We start from the raw sequence: 22,639 nt of genomic DNA on the forward strand, positions 1-22,639 counted from the left end.
TTGAAAAAAGTGACAGCTTTAAATATTTCTGTTTAGAATGATGGTGTTATTGATGCTGATAGGCTAAACAATGCTTTTCTAATTTTTTAAAACCAAAAATTAATACAAAACTGACACAAAGATAAATAATTGCTGCAATACCAAACGCATGAAAAGGTTGATACGTTTCAACATAAATATCCCGAGCAATTTTCATCACATCTTGAACCGTTACTGTAAAGGCGAGTGCCGTCGAATGTAACATAAAAATTACTTCGTTACTGTAAGCGGGTAAAGCAATATGAAAGGCTCTTGGAAAGATAATATATTGATATAATTGCCAATGATTAAAACCTAAAGCTGTTGCAGCTTCAATTTCACCCTCCGGCACATTGCGTATGGCACCAGCAAAAACTTCAGTTGTATAGGCACAAGTATTAAGTGTGAAAGCCAAAATAGTACAATTTAAACCACTTTGAAAAAAATCGCTCAGCCAAAGGTGATTTTTAACGATGCTTAAGGTATAAATTCCAGTATAAATTACGAGCAATTGTACATACAGTGGCGTGCCTCTAAAAACATAGGTGAATAACCAAATTGGCAGTTTAATAAATTTATTTGGACTATTACGCCCTATCGCTAAAAATACTGACAAAATGCCGCCAATCAAAATAGATAATATTAATATCCAAAGCGTCATAGCCAGACCAGTGATATTATGGCCATCAGTCCATAACAAAGCTTGCCAATAATTTTGAAGAATTTCTATCATTCACTCATGCTCTTTTTTATTATTTTGCTTTTGTTAGTCCTACGGAGTAGTGCTTATCGAGCCAACATAATGCAACCATTGAAATCGTGGTAAAAAGTAGATAAAAAGCTGCGGCAATTAATGCCAAAAATAAAGGTTGATAAGTTGCTTCCCCTACTGTCTTAGTCGCTTTAACTAAATCAAACAACCCTAACAGTGAAACCAATGCTGTCGCCTTCAGTATAATAAGCCAGTTATTAGCCATACCAGGAAGTGCAAAACGCATCATTAAAGGAAACATCACATAACGAAATACCTGCATCTTACTCAATCCAAGTGCTACAGCTGCATCAAGTGTATTTTTTGCTACTGATTGATAAGCTCCACGAAAGGTCTCGGTAAAGTATGCACCATAGATAAAACCAAGCGTTAACGTACCCGCAATAAAAGGATTAACTTCAATGATATCCGCATTAAAAAAATCAGTAATATTATTGACCGCAAATTGCAAACCAAAAAAGATTAACATCATTAACACCAAATCAGGCACGCCTCGAATTACCGAAGTATAAGCCTGACAGATTAATCGTAAAAATTTCAATGGTGACAATTTACCAAGTGCGCAAATCGCACCAAGTAAAATAGCAACGACTAGTGAAGCAATTGACAGTCCCAGTGTGAGGAATGCCCCTTGAAAAATGAGTATACTATAGCCTTGCATCACTTATTTCTTATTATAAACATCAAAATCAAAGTATTTATCATTGATTTTTTGATAAGTTCCATCGGCTAAAATTTTAACCAGTGCGTGATTAAACGCTTCCCGAAGTTCATTGTCTTTTTTACGAAACCCTAAACCAACGCCGACATCAAAATATTTTTTATCCGTTAGCGCGTCACCAGCAAAAATAAAGCCCTTTCCTTGTGGTTGTTTTAAAAATGCATAACTTCCAGTCACTTCATCTTGCAACGCCGCATCTAATCGCCCTGCGGCCAAATCTGAAAAAACTTGTAACTGATTTTGATAAGGAACAATGGTCACACCATTTGGACGCCAAACTTCATTAGCAAAATGTTCTTGCGAAGTGCCTTGTTCAATGCCGACTCGTTTGCCTTTTAAGGATTCAATTGTTGGCATTATATTCGTGCCTTTTTTTGTTATCAGGCGTGATTGAGTCGCAAAAATTTCATCTGAAAATGCAATCTGCTTTTTACGTTTTTCTGTCATCATCAATGATGATGAAATCACATCAATCTTTCTTGATAACAGTGAAGGAATTAATGCATCAAAGTCTGTGGTTTGAAAAATACATTTTAGATTGGCTTTTTCACACAATGCTTTGGTTATTTCAATATTAAAACCCGTAATTTCCCCATTCTCATCAATGTAATCAAAGGGAGGATAAGAAGTATCAGAACCTATTTTAACTGATTTTGATAATGCCGCCTGACTGGATAGAGATAAGTTTAAAAAGACAATACAACATACTATTTTTATAAATTTGTTCATCCTCAGTACTCTTATAATTTTATTAAATAAGTAATATAACGGGTTATCCGAATTTTTAATAATAAAAAAATATTATTAACCTACAGCAAAATATAAGGATTTTCTTATAAAACTCTGTTCAATAAAGTGTCATTCTCTAGTTTTAACTCAAAACCTAATCTAATAAAAATATTAAAGCGAATTATCCTAAAAACAACCACAGCAATTTTGTAAAAAATATTTAGGTGTCTATACCGTTTCATTTTCCTTTTGTCTAATAGATAACGTTATTGACTGGTTGACATGATCAATGATGCTGTTAACTGATGGGGCATTTTGATAAGTTTTTAAAAAAGACACATAAGATTTCTAAAAAAAAGCCCCTAAAACTAATCCTACAGTGACAATTTATCACTTTGTCGGTATCATATTGGGCATTTTATTATACTCAATTAGGTTTAGTGTGAATATTCAACAATTATTAACGCAACGCGTTTCGCAAGCAATGATACTGGCTGGAGCCGACAACAACTGTGATGCTTTAATTAAGCAATCGGCTAAAGTGCAATTTGGTGATTATCAAGCTAATGGTATTATGGCAACCGCCAAAAAACTAGGTATGCCACCAAGAGCATTGGCAGAGAAAGTTTTACAGCATTTAGATATTGATGATATTGCCGATAAAGTTGAAATTGCTGGTCCGGGTTTTATTAATATTTTTCTAAAAAACAGTTGGATTGCCGAGCAGAACGAAATCGCATTAAACAGTGATAAACTCAATATTACTTTGCCTGCTAAAGCACAAACGATTGTGGTTGACTATTCAGCACCAAACGTAGCTAAAGAGATGCATGTGGGTCATTTGCGTTCTACAATTATTGGTGATGCCAGTGTGCGAGTATTATCCTTTTTAGGACATAATGTCATTCGAGCTAATCATGTCGGGGACTGGGGTACGCAGTTTGGTATGTTGATCGCTTATCTGGAAAAGATGCAAAATGAACATGCCAATGATATGGAACTGTCGGATTTAGAGTCTTTTTATCGCGCAGCGAAAAAACATTATGATGAAGATGAAGTCTTTGCTGAAAAAGCGCGTAACTATGTGGTTAAATTACAAGGTGGGGATGAGTACTGTCGTGATATGTGGCGTAAGCTTGTTGATATTACCATGACACAAAACATTGCTACGTATAAACGATTAAACGTAACATTGACCGTTGAAGATACCATGGGTGAAAGTATTTATAACAGTATGTTACCGGGTATTGTTAAGGATCTAAAACAGAAAGGATTAGCGGTTGAAAGTGAAGGCGCGATCGTCGTATTTTTAGATGAATATAAAAATAAAGAAGGCGAACCGATGGGCGTTATCATCCAAAAACGTGATGGTGGCTATCTGTATGCAACAACCGATATCGCTTGTGCTAAATACCGTTATGAAACGTTACACGCCGATCGCATTCTTTATTATACTGATTCTCGACAACATCAACATTTAGAACAAGTTTGGGCGATTGTACATAAGGCTAAATATGTTCCTGAATCGTTAAAATTAGAGCACCATATGTTTGGTATGATGCTTGGTAAAGATGGTAAACCATTTAAAACACGTTCTGGCGATACCGTAAAATTAAATGACTTGCTTGATGAAGCTTGTGAGCGTGCCAGTTCACTGATTCGTAGCAAAAATCCTGAACTGTCACAAGCCGAACTTGCCCAAATCATTGATGCTGTTGCCATTGGTGCAGTTAAATATGCGGATCTTTCTAAAAACCGTACTACTGATTATGTATTTGATTGGGATAATATGTTGTCATTTGAAGGGAATACTGCGCCTTATTTACAGTATGCTTATACTCGGGTGCTATCAGTTTTTAGAAAATCTGATATTTCTGAAGACAGTTTAACCGGCAACATACGTTTGGACACGGATAAAGAACGTGCTTTAGCTACTCGTTTGATCCAATTTGATGAAACGATCACCACTGTAGCAAACGAAGGCACTCCGCATGTGCTTTGTGCTTATCTTTATGAAATTGCCACGCTATTTTCAAGTTTCTATGAAAACTGCCCTATTTTAACGGCCGAAAACGAAGACTTGAAACAAAGCCGCTTAAAGTTGGCTTCATTAACCGCTAAAACACTTAAAGTGGGTCTTGATATGTTAGGTATTAAAACCGTCGATAAGATGTAATTAAAATAGGCAATTAGCTGTAAACAGTTAAGATTATCTTGCAAAAAAACTTTATAAAAGCCGCCAGTAAAATTATATTGGTGGCTTTTTTATATTTAAACGTATAGTTAACCTCAAAGTTTTTTATAAATTAACAGGTTTTACCACACAAATTTCTAAACCCTCTACATGACGTTTAGCAAATGTAGCAAATTCAACAAAATGAGGCGTGGCATTATGTCTATCTATCGCTGCTTGAGAAGCCCATGTTTCAATGACTACATACACATTGGGATCAGTAATACTTTGATTAAGTTCATAGTGGATGCAATCCGCTTCTTTTCGGCTTTCTTCGACAAGTTTTTTAAAAATAGGTTGAAAAGCTTCATGATACTCAGCTTTTACCGTTATTGTGGCGACAATATTTAATTGGCTCATATTAACCTCATGATCGTTAAAAAATGAAATCGGTACACAATGTATTTTTAGAGAGATAAAAACAAAAATACCCTATTTATTTGATTATTTTTTTGAGAAAGATATTTTACGACAAATCTATTTTTTTGTACGAGTAAATTTAATATTAAACAAAAAGTTAAATATTTATAATAGGATAACCTATAAAAACCCCACCTGATATTATTTTAATACTGATGATAATATCTAAAAAATAATACTTTAACCATTTCATTTATTTATATATTTTCTAAAATTTTAGGCTTGCTATTCACTTCGATTCGGTTAGAATCCTAACTGTTTTAAAAAACAAACTAGGTTAGCTTGATATGTTAAATTTAAATCAACAATATTTTCATCCACAGTTGTTGATGTTTTTAATCCTCCTTCATGGAGGATTTTTTTATCCACCATTTTCCTTACATCCCCAAAAAAATTGAATTATAGAGGCACATTATGACCGATAATAAAAAAATGTTATCAACCAATCGAGATCAAAGTTTAAAAGCATATTTGATGAACAAAATTAAGCAAAATGGCGGTTGGGTAAATTCACATATGCATGCTGATCGTGCTTTTACCATAACGGTAGATAGCTTTGATGTGTATCAAAAACAGAGCTTAATTGAAAAGTGGGATACCTTAGATAAAGTCAAAGCATCAATGAGCGAAGAGGATTACTATCGTCATTTTAGTATGGCCGTTGAGCGTATGATTGAACAAGGTGTGACAGCTATGGGGTCATTTGTGGATATTGACCCAATTGCTGAAGAGCGTGCTATTAGAGGAGCAATTCGAGCTCGTGAAACATACAAAGACGACATTATCATTAAATTGGTCAATCAAACTCTTAAAGGCGTCATTGATAAAGAAGCTCGCTATTGGTTTGATAAAGGTGCCGATTTGGTTGATATTATAGGAGGCTTGCCTCGCCGAGATGAACGTGATCATGGTAAAGCAATGGGATTAAAGCATCTTGATGTGCTCATGCAAACAGGCAAATCAATGGGAAAAATGGTGCATGTCCACGTAGATCAATTTAATTCATCGGACGAAATCGAAACCGAACAGCTTACGGATAAAACCTTAGAACATGGCATGCATGGTCGTGTTGTTGCCATTCACAGTATTTCAATCACAGCGCACAGCTTAGAATATCGTCAAAAACTGTATCAAAAAATGAAAGAAGCAAAAATGATGGTTATTGCTTGTCCATTTGCATGGATTGATAGTCCTCGCCGTGAAGAACAAGGTCCAACCCGTAACTCTCTCACACCTGTTGACGAACTTGCCGAAGCAGGAATTCCTGTTGCCATTGGTACCGACAATATTAGCGATTATATGTTGCCATTTTCAACAGGTAATATGTGGGAAGAACTAAAACTGCTTGTTACTGGCTGCCGTTATACCGATCTGGATAATGTTGTAAATGTTGCCACCAGAAATGGACGAATGGTGTTAGGACTGGAATAATAAACCAGCTGATATAAATAAGAATCTCACCTACAATAATTAAACCATGGTGAGATTTTTCTCATGATCATCTTATTTTAAAAAGCCTTTTTCTAAACATTGGATTCCTGCATTAAGCAGGTTATCACTTATACACTAGATGCAATAATAAGATAAAAACAACTTCACTCTACTCAACATCATGATTCGATAAATAATTATGCAATAACGGATGAAGCGGCTTACAAACTGATACAAGAAAATAGAATAAGTGCTTACTATCCCACCATAACTTGTCTACACGATTTATTACTTTTATTCTGCATTCTCCGCAGCTTTAATCCAATTTATACAGTTATGAACAAATCAAAGCAAAGTACATTTTTCATTATTGAATGAGCCATATTTTAAGATAATGATCGGTAGAATTAAGATTTTAAGATATTTGCGTAATGATGCAATTCACTCAGGAAACAAAGACTAAATTGTCCATTACGAACCTCAAGATGCTTCTTATCAGGTTCAATTGCTTGTTTATTGTTATCACTTTATTTTCCAACTCATTGATAGAAAATTGAAAAATAACATTTTTAACATTAATCGCTATTTTCATTGGGTGTCTACCTCAATACCAATTATGTATTGAGGAGATAGATAACACTATTTTCGAGTAGGTTTTTTAGCCGTAGCACGGCGTGGTGGTTTGGAAAAATTATTCAATTTAACACGCTTTGGTCTAACAATTTTTTTGTCCGATGAGGTAGCAGTTTTAGTGAAACTTTTCACTTCTGCCGGTAAGCCGACAAGCTCACGTAAATAATTAACAGAATCAATGCCGAGCTCCATCCATGTACCACGCGATAATCCTTTTGGTAAATTAATATTGCCATAACGAATACGTAGTAAACGGCTGACTTGTACCTCGATCGCTTCCCACATTCTGCGTACTTCTCGATTACGACCTTCGGTTATAACAACATTAAACCATTGGTTGAGTCCGTCACCACCCTGAGCTTTAATTGACTTAAATGAGGCGGGACCGTCTTCAAGCTGAACACCTTTACGTAATTGATGAATTTGCTGATCGGTAATATGACCAAATACTCGCACCGCATATTCACGTTCGATTTCATGTCTTGGGTGCATTAATCGGTTAGCAAGCTCACCATCTGTGGTAAATAATAACAGGCCAGAAGTATTGATATCCAAACGACCAATATTGATCCAACGAGCATTTTTTAAACGAGGTAATCGTTCAAATACCGTCGCACGACCTTGAGGATCGTTACGCGAACAAATTTCCCCCTCAGGTTTATAATAAGCCAGGACTCGGCAGACTTCTTTTTCTTTACTTCTAAGTTGAACTAAATGCCCATTGATACGAATTTTAGGGTTAGCGCTAACATCAACACGATCGCCTAAATTAGCGATTTTACCATCAACGCTGATCTTCCCTGCTGCTATCATGGCTTCAATCTCACGACGTGAACCATTGCCTAAATTTGCTAATACTTTCTGTAATTTTTCAGTATTGTCTTTAATATTTTTCATAACCAGTTCTCGCTACCTTCACAGGTATCATATTTGTTTAACTTTTAGTGAAAACTTATATCAAAATCGATATGATTCTTTGATATAGTCAGTAAATATTGTAGGTTAAATAGTAAGTTTCTCAATTTTTAACAAACAATAAAAATAAATTCTTCATATTATTACTTGGATCTTTTAGTGACGTCTATTTTTCTGAAGTTTTTTATTTTTGAAATTAAACTGTTTGCGGTTTAATCACGTAGTATTATTTTCTTCAAATTTTTTAGAATAATAAGTCCACAAAATCCAATCAGACTCAATAAAGTCCCCAAAAGCGCCTAAAACGGTAGGAGCTCAAAGCGCATTAAAGTCAGACATTGTAGCATACTTAAAATGATAAAGAACGTTTACTTGTTCACTCAATAAAAAGCATTACCATTTGATTCTGGCAATGAAGTAAACAACGCGCTTTTTATGCTTTTTGTTCCCCCAAAAAAAACAATAGGATAATAAAAATTATGCCGATTAATTGTTTATAGTCATAGAAATATTTAAAAAATAAAATCGGCAATATCACTGTTTACATAATCAAATTAGGAAATAACACGAAATTGTTCATAAACGATATAAAATTGGATAAATACTATACCTATCCGTTAAACCTATTAACATAATCGGTTGATTGGTCAGGATATTGCTCTCTCATTTTAAATAAATGGGCTGATATCACCACTGCCTTGACGAATAATATCGGGATAGTCATGGGTTAAATCGATAACGGTTGTCGGTTGCGCACCAATGTATCCACCATGCACAATGGCATCAAGCTGATGACCAATTTTATCTTCGATCTCTTCAGGATCAGACTGTGCTTCATCCTCATTAGGTAAAATTAATGTGGTTGTCATTAATGGTTGTCCCAATAATTCCAGCAATGCTAAATCAATTTTATTATCAGGAATACGCAAACCAATGGTTTTACGTTTTTCATTCATTAATCGGCGCGGAACTTCTTTGCTGGCTGGTAAAATAAAAACATATTTACCGGGAGTATTATTTTTTAATAGTCGAAAAGTTGTGTTATCAACAAATGCATAAGATGAAAGTTCAGAAAGATCACGACACATTAAGGTGAAGTTATGATATTTATCAAGCTGGCGAATTTGGCAAATCCGATCCACACCATACTTGTTATCCAGCAAGCAGCCTAGTGAATAACCTGAATCTGTCGGAAAGGCAATGACGCCTCCATCATTTAAAATTTTGACAACTTGATCTAATAATCTTGTTTGTGGATTATCTGGATGAATATAAAAAGTTTGGCTCATAGTTTTCTTCTATTATTCGTGTTATCGTTAAATGTTATGTTTAATATCGTCATTCCAATCATGCCAGATAGGTGTCACACTGGCAGGTAAAGGGGTGGTTTTACCTAAATCAAGATAATTAACCAGATCGTGAAAATCGGAACCTTGTGATGCCAATAATCCAAATTCATTAGCTAATTTCGCCAATCGTTGTAAATCATCTTGCGTTTGTCTGCTTTGTGATACTTCCATGGCATTACCGCCATATTCTTTAAATTCAGCAATCAATGTTTTTAATTTTGTTAACGTTAAATCATAACGGCTAGGATGAGCAAGTACTGCTTGCCCACCTGCTGCATGAATGGCATGCACCGCTTGAACAATACTACAACATTTTGCAGGCACATAGGCATAACCACTTTTGCCTAAATATTTTTTAAAGGCGTGTTTAATATCTTTAGCATGACCATGAGCAACTAAAAAACGTGCGAAGTGAGCTCGTGATACAATATCACCTTTCGAAAATTGTTGTGCTTGTTGATACGCATTATTAATACTGACTTTCGCTAATTTTTGGTCAATGCAAATTGCTCTATCAATTCGCTTTTGTTCTTGGGTGGATAGCAAGTCAAGTAACAATGAGTTTTCAATATCGACATTCAATCCAACAATATGAATTTCATTATTCTTCCATATTGTTGATACTTCAACACCATAAATTAATTTAACGGGTAAACTTTCACGTTCTATCGTATTTTTGGCTTCTAATAGACCTTTGATAGTATCGTGATCGGTAATGGCTAACATACTGATATGATTATCAGCCGCTCTTTTGACCAGTTCACTGGGTGTCAATGTGCCGTCTGACGCAGTTGTATGCGAATGTAAATCAACGATCACTTTTTTTCTCGAAAATTATTTTTAAACGTGTAATATACCACACAAATTGCATGACCACTAAAAGGTAAATTATGAAAGATCAAATTATGCTTGCCCAACAAGATACCAACGCGATTATTGAAGAACTGTTAGAAGATGGTAGCGATCCTCATGCGCTTTATATTATTGAACATCATATTTCATCCCAAAATTTTGATCAGCTTGAAAAAGTCGCTGTAGAAGCCTATAAATTAGGTTATGAAGCTACCGATCCTGACGAAGACGTAGACGAGGTGGGCAACGTTGTTATCGGTTTTGATATTGTTGCTGAAAGTCCACTTAATGCAGAATCAATTAATGCCCAAATAGCAGAAATAATCACATTAACATATCAATTCGGTGTCAACTATGATGGTTGGGGAACTTATTTTGAAGATGGCAGCGATGATTTTCATGAAGATGATAATCTCGAAACGCTTCATTAATACGATTAATGATATTATTTAACCTATTTATTGTTTCGAAGCTATTTACCTCTTTTGGACTTTTCTTCTTTTCACTTTTATTCTTATCCGCTAAATGACGGATAAGAATAGTGAGTGATAGGAATTTATTTCACAATTTCAATGCGACTTGTCCTTTGTTGATTTGGCGATACACTACGAATAAAGACACTTTCCCCTTTCTTAATGGAAGTGGGACCTCGATAACGTAACCATTGATCGCCTTTATCAATTGAATATTCAATACTTAAACCAGGGAAAACAATATTTGCCATCAATTTACCATTTTCAATTTTTGCTCCAGGGATAGGTAGACGATAATCAACCAAAGCCGCATCTAATTTAGCTAATTCTCGTTGTCCTAATAAATTGGCAAATTGGTTCCAATCATCAAAAAGTTTCTGCTGATCAACATAATGGGTTTCACCTAGTTGGAATTGGCGATCTTTTTGATAATTTGTTTCCCAATCGGCTTTATGCCATGCGCGTTCTGCAACACTGAGTAATCGAGGATAGGTCATATACGCCATTTTCTCATCTGTACGAATATTTTCAGTCCATATTTGAGCTGATAATCCATATGCACCTGGCCAATCCATTGTACCTTTCGCTGCAAAAGCATCCCCGTTACGATCAAAAGAAGTTTCAGCATTCTGTGGCAAGTTATCTGGCGCAAAACTGAAGATTTTGCGTTCGTCATTAAATCGAGCAGCCCAATAATAACCGCTTTCTTTTGGATTAACTTCGTAAGGCATATCTAAATAGACATAATCAGGATTAGACACAATAACTTTATAGCCCTTATTGGCAAATTCATTCACTGAATCATACCCGCCCCAATATAAGTTATCCCAGAAATTGACAATCACTTCATCAGTGGCAAAAGCGTTGGCATCGGTAGCAAATTTTACACCATCTTGCCAAACTTGCATGCGATTAATCCCATTTTTTTTAATGATTTTACTTACTTCGACGGCAAAATAGCTTGGTAAATGTTCAAAATTCTCAACTACGCCAGTTTTGACAAAGGTTTGGCAAGCTTGTGATTTTGCCCATGGGTGATCTTCAACACTTTGATCGATTAACCCTTTACCATCCTCTTTTTGAGCGGCGTTGATATCTTGGTAGCCATTACCGAAATGAATGTTTTTTGCTTCATCACCACCAAAATGCCAGGTTGTAATAGGTTGTTCAGCTTCAACATGCATTTTAGCGATTTCACTAATGACTTTATTAACAAATTTTTTTGAAGACTCCAAACATGGGTTGAGATAACTTTGTCGATTATAAAATTGTACCGTTGTTGTATTGGATGTATCGGTTGGATCAATTAATCGATATTCGTTAGCTTGTTGTTCTTGTCCTTTATCCATTAGGTGTTGATATCTCACTTCCATCGATTTAATAGCGGCTCTAGCATGAGCGGGCATATCGATTTCTGGGATGACTTCAATAAATCGAGCTTTTGCGTATTTTACTATCTCAATATAATCAGCTCGAGTAAAGTATCCACTGCCGCTATTATTGCTATTTGGACCCGATCCAAGTTGTGGCAATAAGCACTTTTTCTCACTCAAATCATGACAGCGTTTACTACCAAAATTGGTGAGTTCAGGTAAACCTGGAATTTCAATTCGCCAACCTTCATCATCACTCAAATGGAAATGAAATTTATTCATTTTATATTTTGACATCGTATCAAGTAGCTGTAATACCGCTTCTTTACTTTTGAAATTTCGACCGGTATCTAACATCATTCCTCGATATTCAAAACGCGGGGCATCTTCAGCTGAAAGTACAGGAATAACATGAGGATTATCGGCATGTAATACAGATAATATCGATTCTACGCCATAAAAAATGCCACTTTGGTCAAAAGCTAAAATGGTGGCCCCTTCAGGAGTGATATCTAACTTATAACTCCCTTTTACGCCTTTTTCAAATGCATTTTTATCAATTGAAGCCTTAATGTTAAAGCCTTTAGGACTAACAGGGATGTTTAATATTTTAAAATGTTCATTTAATACCGCTTCGCTCTCTTTTGCTAAGCCATTAAGAACTAAATTAACGCCATTTTCATTGAGTGTAACCATTTCCTTACCAACAGTAAGTTTGGATGGGGTCGGCAAAATCTGCCCTTTTAACAAGTCGGCATTAATAAGTTGCATCTCTTTGTTATGTTGATAACGATTTTCAGGCGTCATTAAAATATTATGATCATTGGGGGATATTTTCCATTGTTTGCCTAAAGGTTCAACAAATGCCGATAGATTATCGGAATCGGTATCCGTATTAACAATCATTTTGGGTTCAGCATTTGATGAGGTGACATACCATCTAGGCATCACATCACTTTCACTGATTTGCCAATATTCCCCAATGATGGGTATTTTCACAATAGCTTTCTCGGGAATTCCTTTGAATTTTTTAGTAGGTTCAAGCTTATGCAAATCACCTGTTATATGGGTAATTTTAAATTGATCATGATTGACGGCTAATATCATGCGAATATTGTGAAAATAGATTGCCCAATCTTTGTCAGTTATCGCAGAACCCGTATTTTTAAGCGTTAAAGTTACTTTGTTACAAGATGCCCAATCTGCCCCCAATGCAGCACAATCTACACCATGATTGACAGCATTATTATCAACTATATGATAATTTAGTCGCAATTGTGAACTCATGGTATCCACAATTTTTTGTGAAGCGCTAACTGATTGTGCAGCTCCCATACTGAATAATGATGCTATCGATGTAGCAATAATAGCTGATTTAAATTTTATCATGACAATTACCTATTTTTGTTTAGCATTGAAAATGGTGAAAGGGACAGTAACAATAAATTTGATATCGTGTTCGTCTTGGAAGATATTGCCATATCCGCCCCCCCAGCTTGGGATATTGGTATGATTGTTATATTTGGTATAATGAAGTTGTAAAGACGTATCTTTTATCCAACCATTTTGTACGGTATAACCTAAATCAAAATTGTAAGCTGATTCAATTAAACGTTTCTTCTGATTAAATTGTTTGTCTGTGCTCGGTTTCGCATCCCAACCATAAGCATAAGAAACGCCTGTTTTCCAACCAGTTAAAGAATTGGATAGATCGCCTAAATCATAAGTGACTTCAGCAAATATCGCCTTCTCACCATTGGCATTAAAGTCAGAACGTGAATTCCACCACACATCTAATCGACCATTTGAAGAAGCATAATCCGGTGTCATTCGCTGTAGAAAGAACCCTTGTTCACCTTCAGCTTTAACAACCACACCTTCAAGTCGTAGACCAACCGGCCCCATTTGATAACCTAAAGTAGCTGCTTGTAACCACGCCAAGCCATCATAAACATTTTTTCCTTTATGTGACTGATCTTTAGCGCCATAAAATTGATAACTCATCGTAAGTGGATTATTGAATATATCGGTTTTATATGAGGCTTTACCAAAAAATTGGTTCATATAATTTTGTGCTTGACCAAAAGCACTTTCTACCACTAAATGGTTTTTAAAGTCATACTTCAAACCAGCAGAATGGAGGTAATCAATTTTTTTCCCTTTTCCCCATTGTTTAAATTCATAAAGTCGCTTATACCAAGGCGCTTTGTATTTATCAGTCCACATATACGACATGGATAAAACACCGGCTTCATCGAAATCAAGCAAAGTACCAAATTCCACACCTCGATAAGTACCGGGTAATAAACTCCAGTGTGGCGCCAGTAATGTTTGACCTGAAGGTTGAATATACCCTGCTCTAAGCCAAAATTTGTCGTCGATTTTAAAATTCACTAACGCTTTATAAAAACTCAGCCCACTGACATCTTTCTTCCAATCCTCATCCCATCGGGTATTGGCGCCACTAAAACCGATTTCATTAGGATGTCCATTGCCACCGTTACTGACTTCCCAAGCACCGTAACCACCTAACTCAATTGCAAATCGATCAGCCATATACCCCGATTTAAAATCCAAATTTGTGTTAAAAGAGGAATGTCTAAGATTTTTTTCATATTTATGTTCATCGACATTTTTTCTTTCACGATCACGATTCCAGAAAAATACATTACCTGTAAGTGACGAATCATCAACAAAATTATTTGCATAAGTAGCATAAAGCGGTGTAATGCTGGTTAACACGGTTAAAGAAAGTATGAGTTTTGTCAAATAACTCAGCGAACGAGGAATGTTTAATGCATTATAGTTATTCATAATTTATTTCCTTAAATCAATACTGTGTAATTTAAACAGCCGTTCTTCATTAGACCACCTCGTTATTAAGCACAAAATAAAATCCGTTTTCATTTTAAAAACTTTTATTAACACCTTGAAAAACTCAGTAAAACCAAAAAAGAGGCTAAACAGCTATTTTTTATAATGCATAAACATATTTTAGTTAGCAAATTAAATAATTTAAATTCGTGATCCTAGTCACTAAAAAGATTTCACTTTGAATGATTTCATTTGGGGAAATGTTTACTTTTTTTATTTAAAAAAATAATAAAATAGAAAAGATAAAAGAGGTTATGTAAATCATTGCTTTTATTATGCTGAGCTAAATTAGCAGTATCATTTTGGTTATGACAAGTCAGTATAGAGGCTAAAAAAAGAGAAATGCCCAGCATTTCTCTTATCATTAATATTGAATTTCAATACAGCGTTAAACTAATTTTCAGTATCAATTTCTTCAAAACTTTTTACTAACTCATCAATCGCTTTCATCTGTTTTAAGAAAGGTTCCAATTTCGCTAATGGTAATGCTGACGGACCGTCACATTTTGCGTGACTTGGATCTGGGTGGGATTCTAAAAATAATCCCGCTATACCGACTGCCATGCCTGAACGAGCAAGTTCAGTGACTTGACCTCGGCGTCCACCGGATGCAGCCCCCATAGGGTCACGACATTGAAGAGCGTGAGTAACATCAAAAATTACTGGGGATCCTTTGCTGGCTTTTTTCATAATATTAAAACCTAACATATCAACGACCAAATTATCATAGCCAAAACAACTACCTCGGTCACAAAGAATCACTTTATTGTTACCCGCTTCTTCAAATTTTTCAACAATATTACCCATTTGACCAGGGCTAACAAATTGCGGTTTTTTAACATTAATTACCGCACCTGTTTTTGCCATTGCAACAACCAAATCAGTTTGTCTGGCTAAAAAGGCTGGTAACTGAATCACATCGACCACATCAGCGACTGGTTGACACTGCTCTTGAGTATGGACATCGGTAATGATTTTGATGCCAAACTGCTGTTTAAGCTCCTGGAAGATTTTTAGGCCTTCTTCTAAACCAGGTCCACGATAAGAATGGATTGATGAGCGATTGGCTTTATCAAAAGATGCTTTGAAAATATAAGGAATATTGAGTTTATCAGTTACAGTGACATAATGTTCACAAATCTTCATAGCCAAATCACGTGATTCAAGTACGTTCATACCACCAAATAATACAAACGGTAGATCATTGGCTACGGTAATATCACCGACATTTACTTTTTTTTGATTCATCATAAAATTATCCTTGTTAAGGTTTAAACCAGCGACCGATCGTGACCCTATCATTGCCACTATAGTCGGTAAAGGTTTCAACTAATTGAAATCCGTGTTGTTTGAAAATGGTCTGTACCGCTTCACCTTGTTTCCAACCATGTTCGATAAGTAGCCAGCCGTATTGAATTAAATGTTTTGTGGCACCTTGAACAATCAATCTAATGTCAGCTAAACCGTCATCTTCAGAAACCAAAGCACTTTTGGGTTCGAATCGAACATCCCCTTGCGATAAATGAATATCTGTGGGTTCAATATAAGGTGGATTACTGGTTATCATTGAAAATTTACGGCTTTTTATCGGTTTATACCAATCACCTTTTAAAAAATAGACATTGTTAACCCCAATTTGGTCAGCATTTTTTTGAGCCAAAATTAAAGCGTCATTATTTTTTTCAACGCCTGTAAATAAGCAATCAGGGCGTTCGGTTGCCATAGCAATCGCTATCGCCCCCGTACCGGTACCGAGATCTAAAACTTCACACGGTACTTTAGGTAAATAGTCTAAACTGAGTTCAACTAATTTTTCAGTATCCGGTCGCGGAATTAATGTTGCGTTAGACACATTAAACTTCAAAGACCAAAATTCTTTTTCACCCGTGATATAAGCGATTGGCTCGCCCGTTTGACGACGTTTTAAATTTCTCTCTAAAGCAATGAGCTCATCTTCAGTTAATTCGGTTTCGCTAAATGCCATCAAAAATGTGCGTGTTTTATGTGTGACAAAACTTAATAAAATTTCGGCATCACGCTTAGGGCTTTCACTATCAGTCAGCGTTTGGGAAGCGCCCTTAAGCCATTCTAAATAGGTCATTCATCTTGTTCCGATAAAGCTGCAAGTTGGTCTGCTTGATATTCTTGTACAATTGGATCGATTAACATTTCTAGTTTACCTTCCATGACTTCATCTAAGCGATAAATGGTCAGGTTGATTCGGTGATCGGTCACTCGACCTTGTGGATAGTTATAGGTTCGGATTCTATCTGAGCGATCGCCTGAACCTAAAAGATTACGTCGAGTTGACGCTTCTTCTTGCTGACGTTTACGTATTTCAGCATCCTGAATGCGCGCCGCCAATACTGACATGGCTTTAGCTTTGTTTTTATGTTGTGAACGTTCGTCTTGACACTCAACAACAATGCCGGTTGGAATGTGAGTAATACGGATAGCAGAATCGGTAGTATTAACGTGTTGCCCGCCCGCACCCGATGAACGATACGTATCGATTTTTAAATCCGCTGGATTGATTTCAGGCATTTCTGCCTCAGGGATTTCAGGTAAAACAGCAACAGTACAAGCGGAAGTATGAATACGACCTTGAGACTCTGTTTCCGGAACCCGTTGAACGCGATGACCACCTGATTCAAATTTTAAGTTACCGTATACACCATCGCCACTTATGAGCATGATCACTTCTTTATAACCACCATGTTCGCCTTCATTAGAACTCATGATTTCAACTCGCCAACGGCGTGATTCAGCATAGCGGGTATACATTCTGGCTAAGTCACCGGCAAAAATTGCCGCCTCATCCCCACCGGTTCCGGCACGTACTTCAACAAAACAGTTATAATCATCATTAGGATCTTTAGGTAATAATAACACCTGCAACTGCCTTTCTTGTTCTTCGACTTGTCCTAATGCTTCATTCAATTCTTCTTGAGCCATTTCACTCATTTCCGGATCGGAAAGCATCATTTTAGCCGTTTCGATATTTTCTTGAGTTTGCTTCCAGCTCGTAAAACACTTCACGACATCATTTAATTGTGCATATTCTTTAGAAAGTGTGCGAAAGCGATTTTGATCGGCGATTACCGAAGGGTCAGATAATAATGCTTGAACTTCTTCATAACGTTCTTGCAATGTTTCTAACTTATTGATAATTGAAGATTTCATAAATATGTAACTTAAACTTAAATTAATTGAATATGGTCATCATTATATACTTAATCACTAGTAAAATATAGCTTCGACTCATCTTCATCTTACTTGAACATTTTCGATCGCCTCAAAAAAATGAAATTGACGATAAATTCATCCTAAAAATGTTACCCCTGTCACATAAATACATCCTGGAAGTTTAAAAAACGACAATCAACATATAACATCATGAATGTAAACGATATCATTTATGATCTTTTCAATATTTATTCCAATAATTATTGCCATTATTACCAAACATAGCGGTATCGCATACACCATACAACACAATGAAATAATACAAAATAGGTGAGAGGAGAGTTTTATGAAAAAAATCGTGATATTCATTTTAATAGGGTTGAGTTCAATGGCTAACGCTGCAATTGAGTGGGATACACCACAAGGAAAACTTAAACTCTATGGTGATGTTGAAATTAATGTTGATGCCGCAAGCAGCAAACAACAACTTAGCTCCTTAAAAGAAAGCGCCGAGAAAAAAAATAAACCTGCTGATAAAGATCGCTGGGATATTAATGGTCGAATTTTGATAGGGTTAGAAGGTTATCACGAAATAAAGGATCACAATTTTGCTGGTTTTGTAGTACAGCCACTGGCTGATTTAGGTGGTGATATGAATTTGGACGATGCGGCTTTTTATTTTGGACAAAAACAAGAATGGAGCATTAAAGTCGGACGTTATGAGGCCTATGATATGTTTCCTCTTGGTCAAGATACTTTTATTGAATATTCAGGTAATACAGCTAATGATATCTATGAAGATGGTTTTGGCTACATCTATATGATGAAAGAAGGTCGAGGTCGCAGTAAAAATGGCGGAAGTATTCAATTAAATAAGCCATTTTTCAATAATTTCAATTTAGAAGTTAATGCCTTAGTCAGTAACGGCGAAAAAATGTTTAATAAATCGACCTATCACGGTTATGATATTGAGAAAAAGAAAAACGTCGTTTATGTCCGTCCAGTTTTATCATGGAAAAATGATCATTTCTCAACCGGCATTGCAGCTGAAACCAATGTTGTAAAAAATGCTTATGGTTATTACGATAATAATGGTAAATTTCGCGATCAATCTCAACGAACTGGTTACGGCGTAACCTTTTCTTGGAACAGTGAAGGGGACTGGGGAGCAGAAAACAAAGGACTTAAAATCAATACCAGCTTCGCTTACCTGAACGCCAAAGATGAAAATGATATGACCATCGGTTCAGATATCATCTGGGAGAAAGTCGGGCTGGGCTACTATTATGCTCACAATAATATTAAGAAATTTAATTCAGACAATAAAATTAAAGATGGGCATATCAATAACAAGGGTAAATATAAAATTCACACAGTTAATGCTTCTTATTTAATTGATAATGTATTGGATATGGATAATTTTAATATCTATTTAGGTGCATATTGGTCATTATTAGATCGAAATAAATCTCATGGTGACAATAGCGATGATCGATATGGTGCGCGCGTAAGATTTAAATATTTCTATTAATTCATCGTAAGTGTGACATAGCGAACCTATTTCGTCTTTTAAAACAAACCAGTTTATTGCAATATATTGGTTTGTTTTTACGAAATGTATTTGCAATTATCAAGAGTATTATAACCTACGCCAAGTATAAACACTCTGGGCAGTGCTGAACAAACTGGAGGATTAAATATATGCGCCAAACTATATGGAAACTTGAAAATAGTGTTAAAAACTACGATTGGGGAAGTATTGATAATATTCCTAAAATGTTTGCTATCGACAATCCAACAAAAAAACTCATTGCTGAAATCTGGATGGGCGATCATCCAAAGGGTTGTTCATTAGCGATTGATAAAATGCATAAAAAAATCAGACTTGATAACCTTATCAAAAATCATCCGTTAGCAACGTTAGGTGCCAAAACTTTTCAAAAATATTCCGATCTTCCCTATTTATTTAAAGTGCTATCAGCGAATAAAGCATTATCAATACAAGTACACCCAACCAAGTTTAATGCCGAGCAAGGTTTTGCAAAAGAGAATCAATTAGGCATTGCTTTAAATGATCCGAAACGCAATTATAAAGATCCCAACCACAAACCAGAGCTGATCTATGCTCTCACGCCATTTAAAGCCATGTGCTCTTTTCGCGCTATTACAGAAATTTTGGCATTGTTTAGCCAAGTTAACGTTCCAACATTAAGCAATGAACTTGAGCAATTGCATATTCATGCCAATGAACAACAATTAAAATGCTTTTTCCAAGCATTGCTGACATTATCACCCGAAAGAAAACATCAAGCGATAAACCAATTGTTAAATTGTATAAAACCGTTTACAAACGAGCCCTATTTAACAATAAAAACCCTTGCCAACGATTACCCAAATGATATTGGGATATTCATGCCATTAATCTTAAATGTAATTCAATTGCAACCATCACAAGCCATGTTTTTATCTGCCCAAACACCCCATGCTTATTTGTGTGGTACTGGACTTGAAGTGATGGCAAGCTCGGATAATGTATTGCGGGCAGGTTTAACCAATAAACATTTGGATATCGATGAATTGTTAAAAAATACCAGTTTTAATAGCCTTAGTTTGGATGCGTTAATCATTGCACCTATTATTCGACAAAATAAAATTGATTTTCCGGTTCCGGTTGATGATTTTAAATTTGAAATAATTGACAGTGATAATCAAGCAAGAAATGAAAAGGTCACTAGTGCGCAAATACTATTTTGTCTTGAAGGCAATATTACCTTAACTTCTAAATTTGAAATTATAACACTGACTAAAGGTGAATCCGCCTTCATCGCCTATAACACCAAGAATTATTGTTATCAAGGTGAAGGTAGCTTAGCCAAAGTTTCAAATTAAGGGATAGATTTTCTATTTTCATACTCAAACGTAGTGTTAACCTGAAACTTTTTGACAAAAAGAACGACTCAATTGTGATTAATGAGTGTCACCGATCATATTGAGCAAAAAGTTTCAGATTTTATTGCGTGACCATTTATGCGGTAGCTATCAAAGTATGCGTGTGTTTCACAAAATTTCTCATCAAAAAATGCATTTTCTGTTTTTAAACTCGAACGCTTGTTGTTGCTCGATATCAATGCGTTCTATCGTTCCACAAATCTTGGTAAATTCATTCCCCAAACACGGTAAAACCGGTGGTTTGGGGGGATGTCGCCAGGAGCGATCAATGATTTGCTTCTGAATTTTATAAAAATTTTTTAGACTCATATCTTAGCAATCTTGGTTTTGTTCTTGTTAATAATAAAAAAGATTATTATCACAAACTTTAATTCTATAGTTAATTTTAGGTTTATTATTATTTGCAGTATATTTACCTTGAAATTTTAATTTCCAACATTTTCTATTGGTGTACTTTCTTAAATCTATTCTGGATATTTTTGGCAGGTTTAAGGCGTTAAAAATTTGTTCAGCAATTTTCACTTTGGTTTTAAAACTGTCTTTTATGGCAATAATTAATCCGACAAATGCAAAACTACCAAAAGCCATTGCAACGGCACTTATGTCATCTAAATAGCTTTTACTTAATGATAATACTTCATTGAGCCCAAAAGAATAGACATCAAGACATGTAAAAAACAATAATACAAACAATACTATTATTATGGTACGCGACAAAACATAAAAAAAATAAGCCCAGCGCCCTCTAAAGCAATTGGGGCAAACACTTATTATCCTTTCATCCGGTTTGGCTATCGCATACAGTTCGTAATGATCCTTTTGCCACTCCACCACCACTTCAACGTTATCCCCTTCCCGAAATGGGCAATCACCTAACCAACCACAATAAATCTTATTTTCAATTTGCACATTAACAAAATTGGCATCTCGTAAAATAGGTTGATTATCTGCCATTCCGGTCAAACCAACTTGCCCTCGTAAGGCACCAATGATGGCCCCTATCTTGGCAGCTCTCTCGGTTCTTTCCATTATTTCTTTCATGTTTTCATACGATTCCACTTCAAACGCTTGTTGTTGTTGCTCGATATCAATGCGTTCTATCGTTCCACAAATCTTGGTAAATTCATCCCCCAAACACGGTAGAACCGGTGGTTTGGGGGGATGTCGCCAGGAGCGATCGATGATTTGCTTCTGAATTTTATAAAAATTTTTTAGACTCATATCTTGATAATCTTGGTTTTGTTCTTGTTAATAATAAAAAAGATTATTATCATCAGCTTTCATGTTATAACTGAGCCTTGGTTTTTGATTATTTGCTGTACATTTACCTTGAAATTTTAATTTCCAACATTTTCTATTGGTGTACTTTCTTAAATCTATTCTGGATATTTTTGGCAGATTTAAGGCGTTAAAAATTTGTTCAGCAATTTTCACTTTGGTTTTAAAACTGTCTTTTATGGCAATAATCAAACCGGCAAGTGCAAAAAGACCATAAGTTAATGCAGACATAGATATATTATCTATATAATCCTTACTTAAGGATAATACTTCATCAAGACTATAATAATATACATGTAGACCTGTCATCACTAATAGTGAAAGTAACCACATAATAATAGTACGCGGCAAAACATAAAAAAAATAAGCCCAGCGCCCTCTAAAACAATTGGGGCAAACACTTATTATCCTTTCATCCGGTTTGGCTATCGCA

At 35.5% G+C, this 22,639-nt stretch carries 19 protein-coding genes; 5 read left to right on the top strand and 14 right to left on the bottom strand.

The window, feature by feature from the left end:
- Positions 1 to 46 precede the first annotated feature (46 nt).
- Genes hisM through J3U13_RS08345 form a run of 3 tightly spaced genes read right to left on the bottom strand, consistent with a single transcriptional unit; the run spans position 47 to position 2,240 of the window.
- Positions 47 to 751 (bottom strand): histidine ABC transporter permease HisM, encoded by a 705-nt coding sequence (gene hisM / locus J3U13_RS08335; protein ID WP_267341396.1) that lies wholly within the window; start codon positions 749 to 751, stop codon positions 47 to 49.
- A 19-nt stretch (positions 752 to 770) separates the two neighbouring features.
- Complete coding sequence (locus tag J3U13_RS08340) at positions 771 to 1,454, bottom strand: ABC transporter permease (protein ID WP_416380226.1); 684 nt, start codon at positions 1,452 to 1,454, stop codon at positions 771 to 773.
- The gene (locus J3U13_RS08345; protein ID WP_267341399.1) at positions 1,455 to 2,240 is read right to left on the bottom strand and encodes a lysine/arginine/ornithine ABC transporter substrate-binding protein; all 786 of its coding nucleotides are present in this window, start codon (positions 2,238 to 2,240) and stop codon (positions 1,455 to 1,457) included.
- Between the two features lie 442 nt (positions 2,241 to 2,682).
- Here J3U13_RS08345 and argS point away from each other — a divergent pair, with 442 nt between their 5' ends.
- Positions 2,683 to 4,416, top strand: coding sequence for an arginine--tRNA ligase (argS, locus tag J3U13_RS08350; RefSeq protein ID WP_267341401.1), 1,734 nt, complete (start codon positions 2,683 to 2,685; stop codon positions 4,414 to 4,416).
- A 123-nt stretch (positions 4,417 to 4,539) separates the two neighbouring features.
- Here the strand turns inward: argS and J3U13_RS08355 are convergent, their stop codons facing one another.
- Positions 4,540 to 4,833 (bottom strand): putative quinol monooxygenase, encoded by a 294-nt coding sequence (locus J3U13_RS08355; protein ID WP_267341403.1) that lies wholly within the window; start codon positions 4,831 to 4,833, stop codon positions 4,540 to 4,542.
- Positions 4,834 to 5,307: 474 nt separating this feature from the next.
- Between J3U13_RS08355 and J3U13_RS08360 the strand changes: the two genes are divergently transcribed.
- Positions 5,308 to 6,324 carry an amidohydrolase family protein gene (locus J3U13_RS08360; RefSeq protein WP_267341404.1) on the top strand — a complete coding sequence of 339 codons (1,017 nt, stop codon included), beginning with the start codon at positions 5,308 to 5,310 and terminating at the stop codon, positions 6,322 to 6,324.
- Positions 6,325 to 6,963: 639 nt separating this feature from the next.
- On the opposite strand, the gene rluB is transcribed toward J3U13_RS08360, so the two are convergent.
- From rluB to rnm, 3 genes are all read right to left on the bottom strand, one after another.
- Positions 6,964 to 7,854: a 23S rRNA pseudouridine(2605) synthase RluB gene (gene rluB, locus J3U13_RS08365; protein ID WP_267341405.1), complete on the bottom strand. Its 891-nt coding sequence runs from the start codon at positions 7,852 to 7,854 to the stop codon at positions 6,964 to 6,966.
- Between the two features lie 686 nt (positions 7,855 to 8,540).
- On the bottom strand, positions 8,541 to 9,161 hold the full coding sequence (locus J3U13_RS08370) for an L-threonylcarbamoyladenylate synthase (protein ID WP_267341406.1): 621 nt from the start codon (positions 9,159 to 9,161) through the stop codon (positions 8,541 to 8,543).
- 27 nt (positions 9,162 to 9,188) lie between these two features.
- Entirely contained in the window at positions 9,189 to 10,040 is an 852-nt protein-coding gene (gene rnm / locus J3U13_RS08375) for an RNase RNM (protein WP_267341408.1), read from the bottom strand.
- Positions 10,041 to 10,111: 71 nt separating this feature from the next.
- Here rnm and rraB point away from each other — a divergent pair, with 71 nt between their 5' ends.
- Entirely contained in the window at positions 10,112 to 10,504 is a 393-nt protein-coding gene (gene rraB, locus J3U13_RS08380; protein WP_267341409.1) for a ribonuclease E inhibitor RraB, read from the top strand.
- A 125-nt stretch (positions 10,505 to 10,629) separates the two neighbouring features.
- Here rraB and J3U13_RS08385 read toward each other — a convergent pair whose 3' ends face one another.
- The 5 genes from J3U13_RS08385 to prfA all read right to left on the bottom strand — a co-directional run bounded on the left by J3U13_RS08385 (position 10,630) and on the right by prfA (position 17,976).
- On the bottom strand, positions 10,630 to 13,308 hold the full coding sequence (locus tag J3U13_RS08385; RefSeq protein ID WP_267341410.1) for a beta-N-acetylhexosaminidase: 2,679 nt from the start codon (positions 13,306 to 13,308) through the stop codon (positions 10,630 to 10,632).
- Between the two features lie 9 nt (positions 13,309 to 13,317).
- Positions 13,318 to 14,733, bottom strand: coding sequence for an OprD family outer membrane porin (locus J3U13_RS08390; RefSeq protein WP_267341411.1), 1,416 nt, complete (start codon positions 14,731 to 14,733; stop codon positions 13,318 to 13,320).
- Positions 14,734 to 15,186: 453 nt separating this feature from the next.
- Positions 15,187 to 16,041 carry a 3-deoxy-8-phosphooctulonate synthase gene (kdsA, locus tag J3U13_RS08395; RefSeq protein ID WP_324123793.1) on the bottom strand — a complete coding sequence of 285 codons (855 nt, stop codon included), beginning with the start codon at positions 16,039 to 16,041 and terminating at the stop codon, positions 15,187 to 15,189.
- 16 nt (positions 16,042 to 16,057) lie between these two features.
- Complete coding sequence (gene prmC, locus J3U13_RS08400; protein WP_267341413.1) at positions 16,058 to 16,894, bottom strand: peptide chain release factor N(5)-glutamine methyltransferase; 837 nt, start codon at positions 16,892 to 16,894, stop codon at positions 16,058 to 16,060.
- Positions 16,891 to 17,976, bottom strand: coding sequence for a peptide chain release factor 1 (prfA, locus tag J3U13_RS08405; protein ID WP_267341414.1), 1,086 nt, complete (start codon positions 17,974 to 17,976; stop codon positions 16,891 to 16,893). The genes prmC and prfA overlap by 4 nt, the downstream gene beginning before the upstream one ends.
- A 349-nt stretch (positions 17,977 to 18,325) precedes the next feature.
- Between prfA and J3U13_RS08410 the strand changes: the two genes are divergently transcribed.
- Together J3U13_RS08410 and manA are read left to right on the top strand one after the other, a co-directional pair.
- Positions 18,326 to 19,510, top strand: coding sequence for a carbohydrate porin (locus J3U13_RS08410; RefSeq protein WP_267341415.1), 1,185 nt, complete (start codon positions 18,326 to 18,328; stop codon positions 19,508 to 19,510).
- A 170-nt stretch (positions 19,511 to 19,680) separates the two neighbouring features.
- Positions 19,681 to 20,868, top strand: coding sequence for a mannose-6-phosphate isomerase, class I (manA, locus tag J3U13_RS08415; RefSeq protein ID WP_267341416.1), 1,188 nt, complete (start codon positions 19,681 to 19,683; stop codon positions 20,866 to 20,868).
- 396 nt (positions 20,869 to 21,264) lie between these two features.
- Here manA and J3U13_RS08420 read toward each other — a convergent pair whose 3' ends face one another.
- Together J3U13_RS08420 and J3U13_RS08425 are read right to left on the bottom strand one after the other, a co-directional pair.
- Positions 21,265 to 22,149, bottom strand: coding sequence for a putative type VI secretion system effector (locus J3U13_RS08420; protein WP_267341417.1), 885 nt, complete (start codon positions 22,147 to 22,149; stop codon positions 21,265 to 21,267).
- Between the two features lie 27 nt (positions 22,150 to 22,176).
- Positions 22,177 to 22,639, bottom strand: a 463-nt coding sequence (locus tag J3U13_RS08425; protein WP_267341419.1) for a hypothetical protein, incomplete at its 5' end; no start/stop codon positions are given.

It is taken from the genome of Gilliamella sp. B2887 (assembly GCF_026537015.1).
In the GTDB taxonomy this organism is placed as follows: domain Bacteria; phylum Pseudomonadota; class Gammaproteobacteria; order Enterobacterales; family Orbaceae; genus Gilliamella.